Annotated in this window: 11 protein-coding genes; 3 read left to right on the forward strand and 8 right to left on the reverse strand. The window is 46.0% G+C overall.

Annotated features, from left to right (window positions below):
• Positions 1–197: 197 nt before the first annotated feature.
• On the forward strand, positions 198–1,349 hold the full coding sequence (locus Q1A18_RS09625) for a carboxypeptidase-like regulatory domain-containing protein (protein ID WP_299578938.1): 1,152 nt from the start codon (positions 198–200) through the stop codon (positions 1,347–1,349).
• Between the two features lie 72 nt (positions 1,350–1,421).
• Here the strand turns inward: Q1A18_RS09625 and Q1A18_RS09630 are convergent, their stop codons facing one another.
• The 5 genes from Q1A18_RS09630 to Q1A18_RS09650 all read right to left on the reverse strand — a co-directional run bounded on the left by Q1A18_RS09630 (position 1,422) and on the right by Q1A18_RS09650 (position 6,694).
• Positions 1,422–2,705, reverse strand: a complete 1,284-nt coding sequence (locus Q1A18_RS09630) for an efflux RND transporter periplasmic adaptor subunit (RefSeq protein ID WP_299578940.1) — start codon at positions 2,703–2,705, stop codon at positions 1,422–1,424.
• A gap of 183 nt (positions 2,706–2,888) precedes the next feature.
• Complete coding sequence (locus Q1A18_RS09635) at positions 2,889–4,136, reverse strand: aspartate kinase (protein ID WP_299578942.1); 1,248 nt, start codon at positions 4,134–4,136, stop codon at positions 2,889–2,891.
• A gap of 248 nt (positions 4,137–4,384) precedes the next feature.
• Positions 4,385–5,089, reverse strand: coding sequence for a queuosine precursor transporter (locus tag Q1A18_RS09640; protein ID WP_299578944.1), 705 nt, complete (start codon positions 5,087–5,089; stop codon positions 4,385–4,387).
• 67 nt (positions 5,090–5,156) lie between these two features.
• A complete protein-coding gene (gene pgeF / locus Q1A18_RS09645) occupies positions 5,157–5,945 on the reverse strand; it encodes a peptidoglycan editing factor PgeF (protein WP_299578946.1) in 789 nt (262 codons plus the stop codon).
• A gap of 74 nt (positions 5,946–6,019) precedes the next feature.
• Positions 6,020–6,694, reverse strand: a complete 675-nt coding sequence (locus Q1A18_RS09650; RefSeq protein ID WP_299578948.1) for a Crp/Fnr family transcriptional regulator — start codon at positions 6,692–6,694, stop codon at positions 6,020–6,022.
• A 79-nt stretch (positions 6,695–6,773) separates the two neighbouring features.
• On the opposite strand from Q1A18_RS09650, the gene Q1A18_RS09655 reads away from it, so the two are divergent.
• On the forward strand, positions 6,774–7,664 hold the full coding sequence (locus Q1A18_RS09655) for a 4Fe-4S binding protein (RefSeq protein WP_299578950.1): 891 nt from the start codon (positions 6,774–6,776) through the stop codon (positions 7,662–7,664).
• Between the two features lie 72 nt (positions 7,665–7,736).
• Here the strand turns inward: Q1A18_RS09655 and Q1A18_RS09660 are convergent, their stop codons facing one another.
• Positions 7,737–7,895, reverse strand: a complete 159-nt coding sequence (locus Q1A18_RS09660; protein ID WP_299578952.1) for a hypothetical protein — start codon at positions 7,893–7,895, stop codon at positions 7,737–7,739.
• 27 nt (positions 7,896–7,922) lie between these two features.
• Here Q1A18_RS09660 and hcp point away from each other — a divergent pair, with 27 nt between their 5' ends.
• The gene (hcp, locus tag Q1A18_RS09665) at positions 7,923–9,593 is read left to right on the forward strand and encodes a hydroxylamine reductase (protein ID WP_299578954.1); all 1,671 of its coding nucleotides are present in this window, start codon (positions 7,923–7,925) and stop codon (positions 9,591–9,593) included.
• 148 nt (positions 9,594–9,741) lie between these two features.
• Here the strand turns inward: hcp and Q1A18_RS09670 are convergent, their stop codons facing one another.
• Together Q1A18_RS09670 and Q1A18_RS09675 are read right to left on the reverse strand one after the other, a co-directional pair.
• Complete coding sequence (locus Q1A18_RS09670) at positions 9,742–10,407, reverse strand: DUF6629 family protein (protein ID WP_299578956.1); 666 nt, start codon at positions 10,405–10,407, stop codon at positions 9,742–9,744.
• A 284-nt stretch (positions 10,408–10,691) separates the two neighbouring features.
• Positions 10,692–20,381 (reverse strand): HYR domain-containing protein, encoded by a 9,690-nt coding sequence (locus Q1A18_RS09675; protein WP_299578958.1) that lies wholly within the window; start codon positions 20,379–20,381, stop codon positions 10,692–10,694.
• Between the last annotated feature and the right edge of the window lie 172 nt (positions 20,382–20,553).

Genomic DNA, 20,553 nt, shown 5'->3' on the forward strand with positions numbered 1-20,553 from the left:
AATTGAATCCTAATTCATGCTGAATTGAAGAGGATTTAACTCCCGGATTGTTTGATTTCAAACTATTTTTTTGTTGCTTGGTTAATTTGAATAAATAACGTCTTTCTTATAAATATGTTATTCAAATTGTACTTTTAAATTTATTCTCCCGTTATTAGCTAAAAATAGGAAAAACTCTGAGCTAAAAAAAAGACAACATGAGAAATCTGATAATATCCTTATTTCTTCTGTTTAGTTTAACGACAGAAGCACAAGTCAAGCAAATTAAAGGCCGCGTGGTTGACGCGGCCAACCAGGCAGGAATTGCCTATACCAACATTGGTGTTGAAGGCACCTTTTACGGCACAGCCAGCGACGCCCAAGGCTTTTTCGAACTTAAGGTTCCGGAAGAATTTCAACAGGAACAACTGTTTTTTTCGGCAGTAGGCTATGAAAACCGCACCTTTGACATTGCCCAACTCTTGCAAAAAGACTTCATCAAGATTGACCTAAATGAGCAGACCTACGATATTGAGGATGTTGATATTGCTGCACAATCCCGGGTTCTTTTCCGAATTATAAAAACGGCCGCAAACAATATTCCTGAGAACTTTCACCAAGGACCTTTGGGTCTGAAATTTTACTACCAGGAAACCTTGAAAACAGGAGATGATGCGCAACAAAACCGCGAAGCTGTTATTGATCTTTTTGATGTCACAGCTTATCGCTCGCCATTCATCACCGATGCCTTTAAAAATCGCCACTATCAGTTCACGGAGGTCAACAAAAATTTCGAATCGTATTCGATTTCAACAGGTAGCACCGGCTTTGACGAGCTGCTTGAAATGGATATTGCCCGGCTAGCCAATGGGATTTTAAATGCCCAACTGCTCAACGACTTTGACTTAAAACTCGAAAGCATTAGCCCCTTTAACGGCGATTCGGTTTGGGTAATTTCGTACAAAACCATCAAAGCCGATTTGGCCCATACCGGCGATTATTATGCCACCCGTCTGGACGGGAAAATTTACATCAGCCAGAATAACTATGAAATTCTGCGTAATGAGTGTGTGGTTGAATCCAAACGCAACAACCCGCACAACCGTTCACTGGCAACCAAAAGCAAAAAACAAAGCCAGGTACGTTATCATTACACGGCTACATACAAACCCCAGGACGGGAAGTACGCCCTTAGCTACCTGGATTGCGACAAAACATTTTTAAATTCGAAAAACCAGCAGGTAACCTTTAGCCGGAAGGCCAGTGTGCTGGATTTAAACACTAGCCCAAGCCAACGAACGGGAAAAGATTACTTCGAAAACGAGGCTTACCTGGAAAGTTTCTGGAACAATTTTAAACGTCCGGAATAAGTAAGCATCAAGGCATAGAAAAAGCCATTCGGAAAATCCCGAATGGCTTTTTTTTGTGTTGCCTTTGCCTCTTTATTTTTGAGCTTCAAACAATTCTTTTTCATCCACCGGCTTAACACTTAAGCTATCTTTCAGGGTCCGGCTCACAATGTTATAGGGGCCGGTAATCACTTCATCACCGTCCTGAATTCCACTCAAAATTTCAATGTTCATGTTATCCTGAATACCGGTTTCAACCCGTTTTTTACGAGCCAATCCCTCTTCCAACACAAAAATCACTTCTTCTTTTTCATCCTTTGAGGTTTCTGCGCCCGAAACGGTATCGCCTTCTGCCACCCGGGTAGTAACTGCCTGAATCGGTACGGCAATCACCCCTTTGCGAGTCTCCGTCTGAATATCAACCGTGGCTGACATGCCCGGACGAAACGGATAAATATTCATGGAAGCGCTGTCGATCAAATCGAGGTAAGATTCCTGCAACAGCAACACCTTCACATCAAAATTGGTTACCTGGTCAGATGAAGTCCCCACCGTATTAGCCGAGTTGGCAATCTCGGTGACAATTCCCTTAAACTTGCGCTTCAAATAAGCATCTACCTCCACCAGGGCGGTGTCTCCTTTTGTCACCTTCACAATATCGTTTTCGTTCACTTCCACCTTCACTTCCATCCGGTCCAGGTCAGCCACCACCATCATATCGGTTCCGGCATACATGTTGGTTCCTACTACCCGCTCGCCTTTTTCAACATTGAGTTTGGATACTGTGCCATCCATGGGCGCATAGATTTTGGTTTTCACCAACTGCTCTTCGGCTTCTGCCACCGAAGCTTCAGCCGATTTTACGGCAAACTCAGCTGCGCGCACCTCTGCGGCTGATACCTTATAACTGGCCTGAGCCGTTTGAAACTCCGACTGCGGAACGGCTTGCTGATCATACAATGTTTTAGACCGCTTGAACGCCAACTCCCGCTCAATCAGCTGGGCTTCGGCCTGCGCCAAGCGAGCTTTCGAAGAATTCAGGCTGGCTTCGGCCCGGTTCAGTGCCTGAATGTAAATATCGGGTTTGATCACCATCAACAGCTGACCTCTTTTCACCTGGTCTCCTTCTTCAATGTCCATCTCAATAATCTCCCCGGAGACATCGGGGCTTATTTTTACTTCGGTTTCAGGCTGAACCTTCCCATTAGCTGTGATCAACTCGGTGATGGTTTTACTTTCAATTTTTTGGGTGGTAACTTTAACTTCAAACTCTTTTCCAAACCAACCTTGCTTTTTCCCAACGACCAACACAATGATGAGAACAACAAGAAGGACGAGTAGTAAAGGAAGTAACTTGCTTTTTTTTCTTTTAGCCATGGTGTGTTTTATTTGGTCAGTCCACTAATTCTGATTTTGTTGATTAAAAGTACGATATTTCGATAACTTATGACAAACAAAACAGAAATATACACCTGCGGCCCGTAATTCGAAAAAAACGGGCCGCAGTTTATTCTTTTGTCAGCTTGGTTCATTTTTTAACCAAGCCTGTCTGGCGCTTGACTATTTCAGCACCAAACGTGCGGTACGCCGGCTTTTTTGTTCCAGAAAGAGTTGACGACCTTGCTTCATCTTTGCCATCGCATCATCGTTGTAAAAACGAATGGTGGCCAAGATCAGTCCCGTGTTGTAAAGCACATCAAACTCCTTACGCAACTCAACAACCAACGATTCCAGTCCAACTTCCGGTTCATCAATACATAGCGAAAGATCAATCGCCGATTGCTGAATCAGGTTCACCTTAATCCGGCGCTTTTTAAACAAGCTGAATACTTCGGATAGTTGATCAATCCCGATGAAAGAGAAATCTGACGGTGACAGGGTAATCAGCGCCTGCTTTTTCTTCAGAATAAAAACAGGAACCAAGTCCAGCTGATGACCTACATCGTGAATCATGGTTCCAGCCTGGTCCGGGAAGTCGAACGGGCGAACAAGAAGTGGAATCCGCTTGTTGCGCAAAGGCTTAATGGTTTTGGGATGAATAACCTTTGCTCCGGAGTAAGCCAGCTCAATCGCTTCCTTATAAGAGAGTTCTTCCAGCTTTACGGTATCCTCAAAATCTACGGGGTCAGCGTTCAAAACACCGGGTACATTCTTCCAAATCGTTACGCTTTCCGCATTCAACAGGTTACCCAGAATGGCCGCCGTAAAGTCAGAACCTTCGCGTCCCAAAGTGGTCGTCTGATTCGTATTGGTCGAACCAATAAAGCCCTGAGTGACGTAGTGGTCAACATTCTTAAAAGTGAAGTTATTGTTAATCAGCATTTCAGACCACTTATAGTCAACAAGTGCTTCGCGATGTGTGTCATCGGTACGCAGGCTTTGACGGATATCCATCCACTGGTTTTTCAGGCCGCGCTTATTCAGGTAAGCCGAAATGATAGCCGTGGAAATCAATTCGCCATAGCAAACCATTTGGTCATACTCGTAATCAAAATTCAGTGAAGGGCTCTCTGCCAAACGCAGATCCAAAGCTGCAAAAAGTTGTTTCACTTGACCCAAATCGTCTTCACCAAGGCCCAGATCAGCAATAATACCAGCATGGTAATCCTGAATACGCTGGAACACTTCCTGGCTTTTCTTGCCTTTGTTGAAGTAACTTTTTACGAGCTCTTCCAACTCATTGGTTGTGTTGCCCATGGCCGAAACCACAATGACCTTTTGTCCGGGAAACAACTCAATAATTGATGCCGCATTTTGGATCGCACTTGCAGAGCTTACCGAGGCTCCGCCAAATTTAAATATCTTCATAGGTCCTGTTTTTCAATCAAACTTTAAGGTGCTAAAATAAATAGTTTTAGATCATCATAAAACTATTTTTATCAGCCGCTGAATTTTATTTTCAACACCTCAAATAAGAAAATGGTTGACTGCAAAGCAAAATGCACCGTAACGATTCAATCCGCTGTAAATGAACACACCCAACAAAGGTCGACAAGCAATCCATGCCACCGATTGGCAAGCAGGCGAAGCTCTTTCGCTAAAAAACAGGTCGCGCTTTAGCGAACGACAAAATTCCCCTTCTTATGGATGCTTCGAGCCCAGTAAACAAAAGGCGTATCGGCAGCAGCAACGGCCCATTTCAACAGATAAGTAGTGATTAGGATTTCCCACAGCATATTCAACTCAAACACCCCAAAAAAGGCAATGAAGGTAAACACCACACTATCCAGCAGCTGCGAAACCATGGTACTTAAATTGTTGCGTAACCATAGCTGACGGGTTGTTGGGAAACGCTTTTTCCAGAAATGGAACGCCCAAATATCATGGCTTTGCGAAACCAGGTAAGCAGCCAGACTGGCAACTGCAATGCGGGGCATCAACTTAAAAATGGTGCTTATGGCTTCGTGCGTTGTTCCGGCAAATACATCGCCTCCAAGCGGCAGGAAATAAAGTGCCAGATTCATCAGCAAGGTCATCGAAATCAAGCTAAAGAAACCAATCCACACGGCCTTTTTCGCGTCTTCGCGCCCATAGTTTTCCGATAAAATGTCAGTTACCAAAAAAGAAGTTGCATAAACAATATTGCCTAAGGTAGCCACCAAGCCAAACAGCTCAACCGTTTGAATAACCTGGATGTTTGCCACAATAACGGAAATTGGAATCCACATGATCAATCCCCATTTTCCAAAGAATTTATAGGCAGCTATAATTAACAGAAAATTGGCCAGTAACATAACCAGCCACAGTAGTTCGTTGTGCATTTTTTTAATTTTTTAGGCAGGGTGATGCCACCTGCTGTTCACGAAAAAAATATCGGCGCAAAGATAATTATTTCGCCAACATAATACCTGAAATCATGCGTCCGGTATTAATCCCGTCTCGTCGCGCCGAATAAAAAAGGGTTTGGTGAGAAAACGAACAGAACCCCATAATTTCAATCTGTTCTTCAGGTACGCCGGCCATTACCAGCAGACTTTTGTTCGCTTCCCACAAGTCAAAGTAAGCTTTCCCGGGCTTTGTTGCCGGTTTTAACAATTCGCGGTAATTGGGCAATTTTTCGCGTACAGCACGAATTACCTCGTCACCAACCTCATAGGCATGCAAATGAATGGAAGGTCCTATCCCGGCAATCAGGTCTTCAGGCTGGGTATTGAAGTGACGTTGCATTTCATGAACGGTCTTGCTCACAAGCTTTTGCACGGTTCCGCGCCAACCGGCATGAACAGCCCCCACCACCCGGCGCACCGGATCATACAACAAAATGGGCACACAGTCGGCCGTTTGCACACAAATGCAACACTGCGGCTGGTTGGTGATCAACGCGTCTGTCTCTTCCAGATCGCCGGGCACGGTAAGCTCATTAACCACAACAACCCGTTTGCCGTGTACCTGCCGCGGAATAACCAACTGCTTCGCGTCAAGCCGGAAGGCATTGGCCAACTCCTGCCGGAAATAATTGTAAGTTTCAGGCTGATCACCCGTAAAGCGGGATTGCCCGTTGCCTCCCCACCCTTTTCGAGTCGACGAAAAGTGAAAAACACCGGAATCGGTCAATTTTCGGAATTTCAAAAACGTCTTTTCACCATGCTGAATACATTCCATTGCGATCCTTTTCATACAAAACTACAGAATAAAAGATAGATTAGTGTTTATTTACAATCGGTGTTAATTCTAACTTAACAAACAGGCCCTCACCCTTTCAGTAAGTCGTTCATTTTTTGCTTATCCAGAATGCGGACCGTCCGGCGTTGCACTTCAATGTAGCCTTCCTGATCCAGCTCACCCATGGCCCGTGCCAGCGACGGACGCGTCACCCCGAAAAACTCAGCCAGCTGCGCTTGCGACAGGGGTAACTCCACCACTGCCAAACGATCGCCTGCCAAATCGAGCAGGTAGTGCGCAATCTTTTGCCGAATGGTTTTAAACGATAAAAACTTAATGCGCTGCGACAGGAATTGCGCCCGCGAAGAGATCGAATTCAGGTAGTTGGTCAAAATCTGTGAATCCTGCTGCAACAGCTTGAGGAACTCAACCCGTTCAATACTCAGCAAGCTTACCTGCTCGTTGGCAATCACTGTCACCGGAAACCGGTTATTCTGACCAAACAAAAAGGCAGCAGCCAAAGGGCGCGGCGCCTCAATATCTTCAATCTTAATGGTTTTTCCGGTATAATCGGCCATCTCCCCTTTTACACTTCCTTTCAGCACAATAAACAGCCGATTACATTCATCGCCGGCATGTACCACCAGCTCATTCTTTTCAAAGTTCCGGATCTGGTAATGGACAGCCCGAAAAAGCTCGGTTAGCTGCTCCGGGCTCAGCCCCCTAAAAACCGGCGATCGGCTTAATAAATCATAGTTCAGCATAAAAAATCAAGTTTGTAACATTTGATACATTCTCCCCAACACAGACCATCTACATTTGTTGCATCAAACATAGGAAAAGATGATCAGAGAAATCGTAAAAATAGATGAAGAGTTGTGTGACGGATGCGGACTATGTATCCCCAATTGTCACGAAGGCGCACTACAGGTTATCGATGGAAAAGCCCGATTGATCAGCGAATTGATGTGCGACGGACTGGGCGCTTGCCTGGGCCATTGCCCGCAGGGAGCCATCGAAATTGAAAAGCGCGAGGCAGAAGAATACGATGAAGTGACCGTGATTAAACAAATGATTCCGAAAGGCGAAAACTTGTTGATCGCTCACCTGAAACATCTGAAAGATCATGGAGAAACCGGATTCTTACAGGAAGCTGTTCGCTATTTGAAGGCCAATGAGGAAGAGATTAATGTGAATGTATCGGCCATTATCAGCGAAGTGCATAACAGCAAGCCCCAGGGGCAAGAGCAAAGTAGTGGTTGCGGCGGTGGATGCCCGGGGTCAGCTCCGGTAAGTTTTGAAAAGCCGGCCTTTATGATGGCTCCGCAACCAGCAGCAAGCCATTCCGGACAATCCGAGCTGCAACAGTGGCCTGTACAAATGCACCTGATCAATCCGGCAGCCGGCTATTTTAAAGGGGCCGACCTGTTGGTAGCTGCCGACTGCGCAGCCTTTGCCCACGGCAGTTTTCACCAAACCTTTATCAAAGGGAAAAAGTTAGTCATTGCCTGTCCGAAACTGGATCAGGGAAAAGAAATATATGTTGAAAAATTAGTCCGGCTGATTGATGAATCCAAGGTCAACACCATCACGGTGGTCATTATGGAAGTGCCTTGCTGCGGTGGACTCTCCCACCTGATCCAGCTGGCTGTTGAGCGGGCCAGCCGGAAAGTGCCGGTAAAAGAAATTGTCATAGGAATTAGAGGAGATGTATTGGCTGAAGAGTGGATTTAAGGAGGAATAGCCGGGAGCACCGAATCCCGGCTTCTTTTACCACCCCAAAATTACAAGCCCTACCAATAGCAATCAGTTACGAAACTGCGTCAAATCGCAAACCGAGTCATCCTGAACTTGTTTCAGAACCTGCGAGAAAAGCGCATCTTTCCTAAGCTGACACAGATTCCGAAACCAGTTCGGAATGACTTCCTTGCTCTTGTAGGGGCCACCATCAAAAAAATAAATCATTTAATCAGAAAATAATCGCGTTTAGTTATGGAGAATATGTTTTGTTTTCAGTGCCAGGAAGCTGCCAAAGGAATTGGATGTACCATTAAAGGAGTTTGTGGAAAACCAAGCGATGTAGCCAACCTGCAAGATACGTTACTCTTTGTATTGAAAGGAATTTCAATTTTAAATACCGAGTTAAAAACGGTTGGAAAGGCAGATGCCAAAGCCAACAAAGTTATTTTTGACGGGCTGTTCAGCACCATTACCAATGCCAACTTCGACCACACGGCGTTTGTAATCCGCATCAAAAAAGCTTTGAAGTTTCGCGATGAACTGAAAGGCCAAGTAGCGGATGCCGGATTGTTCATCAGTCAGCACGAATCGGTGCACTGGACCGCTAAAACCGGCGAAGAGTTTGAAGCAAAAGCCCAGGAAGTGGGAATTCTGAGTGAGAAAAACGAAGACGTACGCTCCCTGAAAGAGTTGATTATTTATGGGTTGAAAGGGCTGGCCGCCTATGCCGAGCATGCCTATAACCTGGACCATGAGAAACAGGAAATTTTTGACTTCCTGCAGGAAGCCCTGGCCGCAACCACCAAAGACCTTACCGTGGATGAATTGGTCAACCTGACGCTGGAAACCGGTAAATTCGGAGTGGATGTCATGGCACTTTTGGATGCTGCCAACACCAGCTCGTACGGCAATCCCGAGGTCACCAAAGTAAACATTGGCGTACGCAACAACCCAGCCATCCTGATTTCGGGACACGACCTGAAGGATTTGGAAGACTTGCTGAAACAGACCGAAGGAACCGGCGTAGATGTGTATACCCACAGCGAAATGCTGCCGGCCAACTACTACCCCGAGTTCAAAAAATACAGTCACTTGGCCGGAAACTACGGAAATGCCTGGTGGAAGCAAAAGGAAGAATTTGAATCGTTCAACGGTCCCATCCTGTTCACCACCAACTGCATTGTTCCACCTCTGGAAAAAGCCAGCTACAAAGACCGCATTTATACCACAGGCGCCAGCGGACTAACCGGAGCCATCCACATTCCGGATCGTAAACCGGGTGAAATGAAAGATTTCTCCCTAATTATTGAGCATGCAAAAAAATGTGCTGCTCCAACCGAAATTGAAACTGGCGAAATTGTAGGTGGATTTGCACACAACCAGGTTTTTGAATTAGCTGAACCCATTGTTGAAGCCGTAAAAACCGGGGCCATTCGTAAATTCTTTGTGATGGCTGGGTGCGATGGCCGCATGATGAGCCGCGATTACTATACCGAGTTTGCCGAGAAACTGCCGAAAGATACCGTGATCCTGACAGCCGGATGCGCCAAGTACCGCTACAACAAACTGCCTTTGGGCGACATTAACGGCATCCCACGGGTTATTGATGCCGGGCAGTGTAACGACTCGTATTCATTGGCTGTGGTGGCATTAAAACTGAAAGAAATTTTTGAGCTGGATGATGTCAACGACCTGCCCATTGCCTACAACATTGCCTGGTACGAACAAAAGGCTGTGATTGTGTTGCTGGCCCTGCTTTACCTGGGCGTGAAAAACATTCACCTCGGACCAACCCTGCCGGCCTTCCTGTCACCCAATGTAGCCAACGTACTGGTTGAAAACTTTGGCATTGCCGGCATCACCAACGTTGATGAAGACTTGAAATTATTCTTGAACCCCATCGAAGAAAATGCATCGATTTAGATTGGTTATTTATTGAGTTTAAATTTGATTTGGGAAAAAGCAGGGGCATCTGAAAAGGTGCCCCTTGTTTTTGTTCCATACAATAACAAAACGTGCATCTCAAATCTGGGCAAGCGGTCTTGAACAACTTTCCGGGGTGAAATAGTGGTCAGAATTCGATTCGACCCAATTTAAATTTTTCCTTTGACGAGTGAAGTATCCAGTATACTACCCCACTCATTAAAGCAGCAAAAAAGCACCACACCGAAGTAAGGTACTGTCTGAAAAACACGATAGTAACAACGCACGACAGCAGCATCAAAATACCCAGCCACTTGGTTTTTCGGACTTCTGAAACAAAAAGAGGGACGATGGTTACAATCAGATATAAACCAAAGGCAGGTAACGCCAATAAACTCGGAAAATCATTATTGTACTGAACATGATAATAAACAATTCGTGGTGATACCTGATAGGATATCAGACAGAAGGCATAATAACCGGACAAAATCATACCCAAAATCAGCAACACACGTAAGATCTTTCTCCATTTTTCATTTTTCTCCATCAACAAGACGGAGACTGGGATTAAAGATGGCCAGATGACTTCGGCCATAACCAAAAAGAAGTAAGTACTAAATATGCGTATTGTTTCTGATCCGTCAGTGAACAGACTAAGCCATAAAACACCTTCCGCAAATTGCTGGATCCCAAAAAACAGAGGAATTACTGCAAAGACAAGCTGTGCCGGATGATGTACTTTTCTTACAGTCACAACACCAATCACCGTAATGACTGCCCCACTGACAAAACTGGCTTCTGGCGAAAAACACATCAACTTTCCCTTTCTGTGAAATTTCTATTTACAAAATACTGATGAACCTAAAAAAACTAAAAGGTACGACATAATTCCTGGTTAAAGCAGACATGCACAAATTATATATTGGGTTATCGGGCTTAGCATCAATAACGACAGTGCGCATTTATTGAATTTGATTTGCGAAAACGCAGGGCATCAGAACAGGATGCTCCTTGCTTTCTGGGGTAGAATCAGCCACACGCCATAAAAAAAGCGAGGCCGTTCAATTGAACGGCCTCGCTTGTCGATATGTAGGTAGCTTACTTGCGTAAAATCACCTTCCTGGTCAGGATGGATGTTCCCAGTTTCACCTGGATTAAATACACCCCATCCATTTGATTAGACAGATTGAGCTGAATGGGTTCGGACAAGAAATAGCTTTTACGATGAATTTCCTGTCCCAACAGATTACAAACACTTAACTCAACTTCCAAGCTGTTTTCGGCCTGAATAGCGACCTGCACCATTCCCCTGCTGGGGTTCGGATAAACCTTTAGGCTCATGCTTTCGGTAAGCTCATCCAGCCCGGTCGGAATCTGCACAACCACCAGCACTTCAATGCTTGCGCTGGCACCCGAAAGGTCGGTGGCCGTTAATTTAAACCGGTGCTCACCCAGCTCTGTTTCGGTTGGAGCCACGGTCAGTTCCACCGATTCCGGATTGAAATTGGCCCAAGCCGGCAACGTCGTGCCATCTTCCAGACTCATGTGATACGATAGGCGGTCACCTTCGTCCGCATCGCTGAACAGGTTGGCCGACAAGTCCTCCGTCACGCTACTGTTTTTATCCACATAAATGGTAAGGTTCTCTCCAGTCACCTCCGGAGCCTGGTTTTCCAGCAACCTTAACGTAAAACTTGCCTGAGTTTCATCCAGTCCGCCATTCGCTGTTCCACCGTTGTCTTTCAGCCGAATGCTGATGGTTGTTTCTCCGCTTTGACCTTCAGCAAGCGAAAGGCTTACCCGGGCTGTTTCTTCGCCTGGTGTGTAGTCCACTTGCGTTGCCGTAACCATTGACGGGTCAGCAACATCAACCACAATACTTTCAACCCGTTGTCCCTCGCAATCGGCTCCGGCATGAATGCCTGTCAGTACTAACTCCACGCTGGTTTGATGCGCAGGCACCATCAGGTTCTCCAAAGCATCAAGCCCCGGCGCCTGATTTATGGATTCTACATTTACCTGGAAGCTGGATGTTGTGGTATTTCCCGAATTGTCGGTTGCGCGGAAAACCAGCTCCGTGGTTCCAAGCGGAAATTCGCTGCCACTCGCAAGGCCCGCAATCTGTTCGAGCGAAGCCCCACAGGCATCGTGTACAACAGGCAAATCAAAGTTCACCACCGCCGAACAGGCTCCGGGTTCAGCAATAACCGTAATGGCTTCCTTTTGTGCGATTGCCGGATTTGTTACATCCACCACGCGCACCATAACAGTAGCCTTGCTTTCGTTTCCACTCTGATCGGTCACGGTCACAAGCACCTCATTGTCGCCCAGGTTTGCACAGTCAAATGCCGTTTGCGAAATCACCTGATCGCCAATGCCACAATTATCCATCGCGTCGATGATCACATCTTCCGGCTTAATGGTCGCTGCCCCATTGGCATCAAGTTCCAGGCTTATGTTTTCGGTTACCAGCGTTGGCGGCGTTTGGTCTTCTACAGTAATTGTGAAGGAGCTTTGAACAGTGTTCCCCCCCCAATCGGTAAATTCAAAGGTGTTGGTGGTTGTTCCCAACGGAAAGACGGAACCACTTGGCAGGCCGGCAGTCTGAGTAATTGCTACCTCGCCTGAGTTATCAAGCGCAACAATTCCTGTGGCAACAGAGACCTTGAATGCCAGATCAACGTCATAAGAACCACTATAGAATGATGAATAATACTGGCCTTCGGAATATACTCCCGGATACGAAGCTTCAAATAAAAGATTGGTGCCTTCAATTTGAAAGGTATAGCTTGCTCCTTCCATAAGCATCGGAGCATCGGCATAAGGAATTGAAACATCCAGCCAACCACGATCGTGACTTTCGCCCTGATAATCGACACTGTAAATGTTTTTCCCGGCAACACCTGTCCCCTCAAAAATAACTAATTTAAACATGGGGGTAACCGGTCCATTTAAATGAAGCTGCAGTTTCGTTAACCTACCTGTTTCCCCGGCTTTAAACGATTGCCATTGGACACTTCCGCTTACTTCCATATTAGCATCAAGTACCGAAACATCAACCACCTCTTCCAAATAATTCACCCGTGCGCCACATTGGTCTGCTGCACTAGCCACCGTACTATTGGCAGGAAGCGAAATGGTGGGAGGAATAATATCCGGAATGGTTACCACAGCTGTTTGCTCCACCGAGTTTCCATGCACATCCACCAAGGTCACGATTATTTCCTGTTCTCCCGCATCAGCCTGACTAAAAACAGTCTGGCTTAAAAGAGTATCCTGAATGCCACAATTATCGGTCGCCTCAACCACTAAATCCTTTGCACGAATGGTGGCATTCCCGTCGGCATCCAAAGTTGCCTCCATTGGCTGAACCGTCAGTTTGGGCGAAATCGTATCCATAACCGTAATGATCGTCTGTTGGATGGACTCATTGCCACTGCCATCGGTTGCCGTTAGCGTGACTTCATGATCGCCCACCTCTTCGCAGTTAAACACTTCTTTACTGGCTGTAAGCTGCATCCCGCAGTTGTCATAAAACGGGATAAAGTTCAAGGTAAATTCTCCAGTCTCTTTTCCAAAGATACCTTGTGCGTTCGGAGTCAGACTATAGCGATCAGTATCAATATAATAATAAGAAGTGCTATAATCCGTTCGGATAAAAAACAGCTGATGAAAGGTTGAACCATCAAGCGTAAAATAGAAACCATCCAGGTCTCCCGGAGCCGGGCTACCAGGACTAAAACCTCCTAACGCAACCCTGTTATCCGTATAGAATGGGAGAACCTCCAAAGTCATTTCAAACGAAAAGTCCTCCGCTCTTAAAACAGCCTTTCCGTCGGCATCAAGCATTAGCGTTAGGTTTTTGCTGGGTAAGGCAGGCGGGGTGTTATCAACCACCGTAACCACCGCTGTGCCCGAGTTGCTGTTGCCGGCGGCATCCCAGGCTGTCAGCGTAACCGTATTATCCCCCAACTGGCTGCAATCAAAAGAAGACTGATCCAACGAAAATTCTGTAATCCTCAAATTATCAGTCGATCCATTATCGATTTGCTCCGGGCTGATGCTTGCCTTTCCTGATTGATCCAGCTCAAGGATAAGATTCTGAGTAAGGGCTACCGGTGGCGTATCATCCGGAGCGGTGACCGTAACAATTGCCCTCTGCTCAACGGTATTTCCATGCGTATCAGTTAAAGTCACCGTTACCTCATTTTCCCCCGCATCTGTCGGGCTAAAAGTAGTTCGACTTAAAATCGTATCCTGTGTTCCACAAACATCCGTAGCTTCAACAACTAAATCCGCTGAAGTGATGGTGATCGCTTCGGCGGCATCACTTTCAAAATTAACCGTGAAATTTTGAACCGATAAAACCGGGCGGATGGTGTCGGTAACCGTAATGGTTAGCGTTTCCTCCATACGATTACCGTGTGAATCGGTTAACGTTAGCGGCAGGGGATTATCGCCCAAGTCTTCGCAGGAAAATGTTCTTGCAACTAAATCCGACAGCACTTCGCCGCAGTTATCATACCACAGGGCAAAGCTTAAGGTATATTCCTTGTCCGTTTCATCAAATATACGCTCTATATTGCCAGAAGAATTGTTGGTACCTGAGTCAAAATGATACAGGTACGAATCAGTGGAATGCTGATGGTACAAAAATAACTGATAGAAGTTTGAGCCATCAAGCGTAAAATACAAACCATCCAAGTCTTCCGGCCTTGGTCCTTCATCCTTAAAACCGCTAACAACAATCTCATTGTACGAGTTATGTGAGTAGTACAAATACACCGATAAGCTCATTTCGAAAAAATGGTCCTCCGGCGCAAAAACGGTTTTTCCTTCGGCATCAAGTACAAGCGTTAGATTTCTGGTCACGAGGGCTGGTGGCAAATTATCAATCACTGTAACCACCGCTGTGGCTGAAGCACTGTTGCCGGCAGCATCCCAAGCCGTCAGCGAAACCGTATGATCACCCAACTGGCTGCAGTCAAAAGAAGACTGATCCAGCGTAAGCTCTGTGATTCTCAAATTATCGGTCGAACCATTATCAATCTGCTCCGGGCTGATGTTTACTGTTCCTGATTGCTCCAACTCTACCGTAATATCCTGCGCTAAGGCTACCGGCGGTGTATCATCCGGAGCGGTGACCGTAACAATTGTCCGCTGCTCCACGGTATTTCCATGCCTATCGGTTAAAGTCACGATTACTTCATTTGCTCCCGCATCTTTCGGGCTAAAGGTACTTCGGCTTAAAACAGTTTCCTGAATTCCGCAATTGTCCGTAGCCTCAACAACCAAATCCGCTGAGGTAATGGTGATCGCTTCAGCGGCATCACTCTCAAAATTAACCGTAAAGTTTTGAACCGATAAAGCCGGGCGAATGGTATCGGTAACCGTAATCGCAGCCGTTGCTTCATTACCGTTGGCATCCCGTGCAGTCAGAACAATTTCATTATTACCCACATCTGCACAGGTAAATTCTTGTTGGCTTAGCTCAACTTGCACATCGCCACAGTTATCATACCACGAAGCAAAGTTCAGGGTAAACTCTCCGTAAGCTTTTCCAAATAAATCTTGCGCATTGAGAGTCGGGTTGAAGCCATCCGTGTCAATATAATAATACGAACCTCCCAGATAATGTGGATTAAGGAATAGTTGGTGAAAAGTAGAACCATCAATCGTAAAAAGCAAGCCATCCAAATCCTCCGGAACTAATCCATCATCCTTGAAACCATATATTTCAATTGAGTTAGTACTCGCACTATAAACCGTTAAGGCCATCTCAAACGAGAAATCTTCCGGCCTAAAAGCGGCTTTCCCATTGGCATCAAGTACTATCGTAAAATTATTGGTTGACAGCCCCGGAGGGGTGTTATCAACAACGGTAACCACCGCTGTTGCCGAGGCACTGTTACCGGCAGCATCCCTGGCCGTAAGGGTAACGGTATGCTCACCCAGCTGGCTGCAATCAAAGGAAGTAATATCCAACGTCATTTCAGTTATACCAACATTGTCCGAAGAGCCAGCATCAATCATTTCTGGCGTAAGCGTTGCGCTGCCGGTTTCATCCAGGTCTAAGGAAATGTTATTCATTAATACCGTAGGAGGGGTAAGGTCAGGAATGCTTATCACAGCGGTCTGTTCAGCACGATTGCCATGCACATCCACCAAGGTCACGATTACTTCATTCCCGCCCTCGTCTGCATGACTAAATTCCGATTGACTTAATAAGGTATCTTGAATGCCACAATTATCCGTAGCCTCAACCACTAAATCCTTTGCGCTGATGGTAGCGTTTCCATTGGCATCCAGTGCCAACTCCAAATTCTGAACCGTCAGTTTGGGCAAAATTGTGTCCAGAACCGTAAGGATTGTCTGTTGGATGGACTCATTGCCACTGTCATCGGTTGCCGTTAGCGTGATTTCATGATCGCCCACCTCTTCGCAGCTAAACACTTCTTTACTGACTGTAAGCTGCATCCCGCAGTTGTCATAAAACGGGGTAAGGCTCAAGGTAAACTCTCCGTAGGCCTCTCCAAAAATCTCTTGTGCGTTCGGAGTCATACCCAATTGATTCGAATCAATTAGGTAGGCCGCAACTTCATCACGCTTACCATAAAAGAACAACTGATGGTAGGTCACTCCATCAAGTGAAAAAAACAAACCATCCAGCTCCTCTGGGGTCAATCCGCCAGCCTTGAAGCCATAAACTTCAATTCCATTAGCCGGTGCAGGGAACACCTCTAAGGTCATTTCGAACGAAAATTCCTCCGGTGTAAGAACGGCCTTCCCGTCGGCATCAAGCATTAGCGTCAGATTTCCGGTGGGTAAGCTTGGTGCAAGCTTGTCAACCACGGTAACCAATGCTGTTGCCGAGGAGCTGTTGCCGGCAGCATCCCAGGCTGTCAGCGTAACGGTATTATTCCCCAACTGGCTGCAGTCAAAAGAAGATTGATCCAACGAAAGTTCTGTGATTCTCAAATTATCGGTCGATCCATTGTCAATCTGCTCCGGGCTGATGCTTGCCTTTCCTGACCGATCCAGCTCAAGGGTAAGATCCTGGGTTAGGACTACCGGTGGCGTATCATCCGGAGCGGTGACCGTTACAATTGTCCTCTGCTCAACGGTATTTCCATGCGTATCTGTTAAAGTCACCGTTACCTCATTTTCCCCCGCATCTTTCGGGCTAAAAGTACTCCGGCTTAAGACTGGCTCCTGAATCCCGCAATTGTCCGTAGCTTCAACAACTAAATCCGCTGAAGTGATGGTGATCGCTTCGGCGGCATCACTTTCAAAATTAACCGTAAAATTTTGAACCGATAAAACCGGACGGATGGTGTCGGTAACCGTAATGGTTAGCGTTTCCTCCATACGATTACCGTGTGCATCGGTTAACGTTAGCGGCAGGGGATTATCGCCCAAGTCTTCGCAGGAAAATGTTCTTGCAACTAAATCCGACTGCACTTCGCCGCAGTTATCATACCACAGGGCAAATTTGAAGCTAACTTCCCCGAATGTATCTCCAAAGATGTCCCGCGCATTGGGAGTAGAACTGTAGCCATCTTTATCGATATTATATACATAAGAATAACTGTTATAGTTGTAAGCCAAGAATAACCGATGAAAGGTATAACCGTCAAGTGTAAAGGACAAACCATCCAGGTCTTCCGGCGTCAGTCCGCCATCCATAAAGCCGCCAATGACAACCTGATTAGATGAATAGAACGGAGACACCGTTAAGGATACTTCAAACGAATAGTCCTCCGGCGTAAAGGTTGCCTTTCCATCCGCGTCAAGCATAAGCGTTAGATTACTGTTCACGAGGGCTGGTGGCAAATTATCAATCACTGTAACCACCGCTGTGGCTGAAGCACTGTTGCCGGCAGCATCCCTGGCCGTAAGGGTAACGGTATGCTCACCCAGCTGGCTGCAGTCAAAAGAAGACTGGTCTAACAAAAGCTCTGTGATTCTCAAATTATCGGTCGAACCATTATCAATCTGCTCCGGGCTGATGTTTACTGTTCCTGATTGCTCCAACTCTACCGTAATATCCTGCGCTAAGGCTACCGGCGGTGTATCATCCGGAGCGGTAACCGTAACAATTGTCCGCTGCTCCACGGTATTTCCATGCGTATCGGTTAAAGTCACGATTACTTCATTTGCTCCCGCATCTTTCGGGCTAAAGGTACTTCGGCTTAAGACTGGCTCCTGAATTCCGCAATTGTCTGTAGCCTCAACAACCAAATCCGCAGAGGTAATGGTGATCGCTTCAGCGGCATCACTCTTAAAATTAACCGTAAAGTTTTGAACCGATAAAGCCGGGCGAATGGTGTCGGCAACCGTAATCGCAGCCGTTGCTTCATTACCGTTGACATCCCGTGCAGTCAGAACAATTTCATTATTACCCACATCTGCGCAGGTAAATTCTTGTTGGCTTAGCTCAACTTGCACATCGCCACAGTTATCCTTCCACGGGGCAAAGTTTAAAGTATGCTCACCGGATGTATCTCCAAAGATGTCCCCCGAATTCGGAGTTGTGCTATGCCGGTTCAAATCGATATAGTAATATGCACGACTTGCATTCTTACTATGGAAAAACAGTTGATGGTAGGTATAGCCATTGAGTGTAAAATACAAACCGTCTAAATCCTCTGGCGCGGGTCCGTTAGCTTCAAATCCACTAAGATGAATATCATTATAAGGGACATTCGGATACACCATCAAGGTCGTTTCAAACGAATAATCCTCCGGTGTAAAATCAGCTTTCCCGTTGGCATCAAGTACTATCGTAAAGTTATTGGTTGACAGACTCGGAGGGGTGTTATCAACAACGGTAATAATCGTTTGCTGGCTTGACGCATTGCCGCTGGCATCGGTTGCGGTTAGCGTGACTTCATGATCGCCCACCTCGTTGCAGCTAAATACTTCTTTACTGGCCGTAAGCTGCATGCTGCAGTTGTCATACCAGGGAGAAATGCTCAAAGTAAACTCTCCATTGTCTTTTCCAAAGATCTCTACTGGGTTCGGAGTCGGACTATCTCCATCCGTATCTAAACTGAAATAAGAGTATCTACCTTCCTTCCATTGAAAGAAAAGCTGATGATAGCTTGAACCATCAAGCCTAAAATACAAGCCATCTAAATCTTCCGGAGTGAGTCCATCAGCCTTGAAATCATTAATTTGAATTAGATTATCAGGGAACAAATACATTTCGAATGTCATTTCAAACGAAAAATCCTCCGGGGTGAAAACGGCTTTCCCGTCGGCATCAAGCATTAGCGTAAGGTTCTTGGCAGGTAAAACCGGAGCCCTGTTGTCAACCACGGTAACCACCGCCGGGGTCGAAGCGCTGTTGCCGGCAGCATCCCAGGCTGTCAGCATAACTGTATTATTTCCCAACTGGCTGCAGTCAAAAGAAGACTGATCCAAGGTAAGCTCTGTAATCCGGAGGTTGTCGGTCGATCCCTTGTCTATCTGCTCCAGGCCGATGCTTGCCTTGCCCGACTGATCCAACTCAACCGTAATATCCTGGGTTAATACCACTGGCGGCGTATTGTCCGGTACAGCAACCGTAACAACAACCGTTTGCTCAACGGTATTTCCATGCGCATCGCTTAAGGTCACGGTGACGTTATTTTCGCCCGCATCTTTCGGGCTAAAGGTACTTCGGCTTAGAACAGGCTCCTGAATTCCACAATTGTCCGTAGCCCAAATAACCAAATCCTCCGGAGCAATGGTGATTGCGTCGGCCGCATCATTCTCAAAATGAAGTGTCAGGTTTTGGGCTGAAAAAACAGGATGTATGGTATCGGTAACCGTAATGGTTAGCATTTCCTCACGACTATTGCCCTGTGCATCGGTCAAAGTCAACGACAGGGGATGATCGCCCACCTCTTCGCAGCCAAATGTTCTTGGAGTTAAATCGGGCTGCACCTCGCCACAGTTATCCTTCCACAGGGTAAATTTCAAGGTAAACTCCCCAGGCTCTTTGCCAAATAAATCTTGTACATTCAGAGCATAGTTGGAGCCATCCGTGTCAATGAAATAATGGGAATAATTAGAACTACCGTTATAGTAGAAGAATAGCTGATGATAGCTTGTGCCATCAAGCGTAAAAAACAAGCCATCCAAGTCCTCCGGTGCCGGTCCGTCAGCTGTAAAACCCCCAACAATAATCTCATTATTTGTATAGTTTGGATACATCGTTAAGGTCGTTTCAAACGAATAGTCTTCGGGTGTAAAAATGGCCTTTCCTTGGGCATCAAGCACAAGCGTTAGTTTACTGTTTAATAAGACTGGAGGGGTATTATCAACAACAGTAACCACTGCCGGGACCGAAGTACTTTTCCCAGCAGCATCCCGAGCTGTAAGGGTAACGGTATGCTCTCCCAACTGGCTGCAATCAAAAGAAGTAACATCCAGCGTCATTTCAGTAATGCCAACATCATCGAAAGAGCCGGCATCAATCATTTGTGGTGTAAGCGTTGCCCTTCCGTTTTCATCCAGAGCTAAGGAAATGTTCTTCGTTAATACCGTGGGAGGGGTAAGATCATTCTCCACACGAAGGGCATTCTCCGCAAAGATTCTTGATTTCGATGAACCGATTGCATTAACCAGCAAACGTTCCGTTGAACTTATGGCTTTTGGCCCAGGTTCGGCACTAACAATCACTCGTTCGTTGGCCGCTAATTTTGTCGTTACGGCAAACAGTAAAAAAAGGCTTACGAAAAAGCCTCTTAAAATTGTGTGTCTAAAAGACCTCAGGTCACGTGACAGGTAAAATTCTCTCATATTTCTAATTTATCACAAAGGGTACAATATGTTATACAGGTAGTTGTGCGCCAAAATTAGGGCTTATCCATACGAATTGCAGACTGATTATGGGTACAGTTTGGGTACATTCAGCCTAATTTTTTACATTCTTTTTAACAATTACATGAGCATAGACTACCCCATCGGAAAT

This window comes from uncultured Sunxiuqinia sp., from assembly GCF_947495665.1.
In the GTDB taxonomy this organism is placed as follows: domain Bacteria; phylum Bacteroidota; class Bacteroidia; order Bacteroidales; family Prolixibacteraceae; genus Sunxiuqinia; species Sunxiuqinia rutila.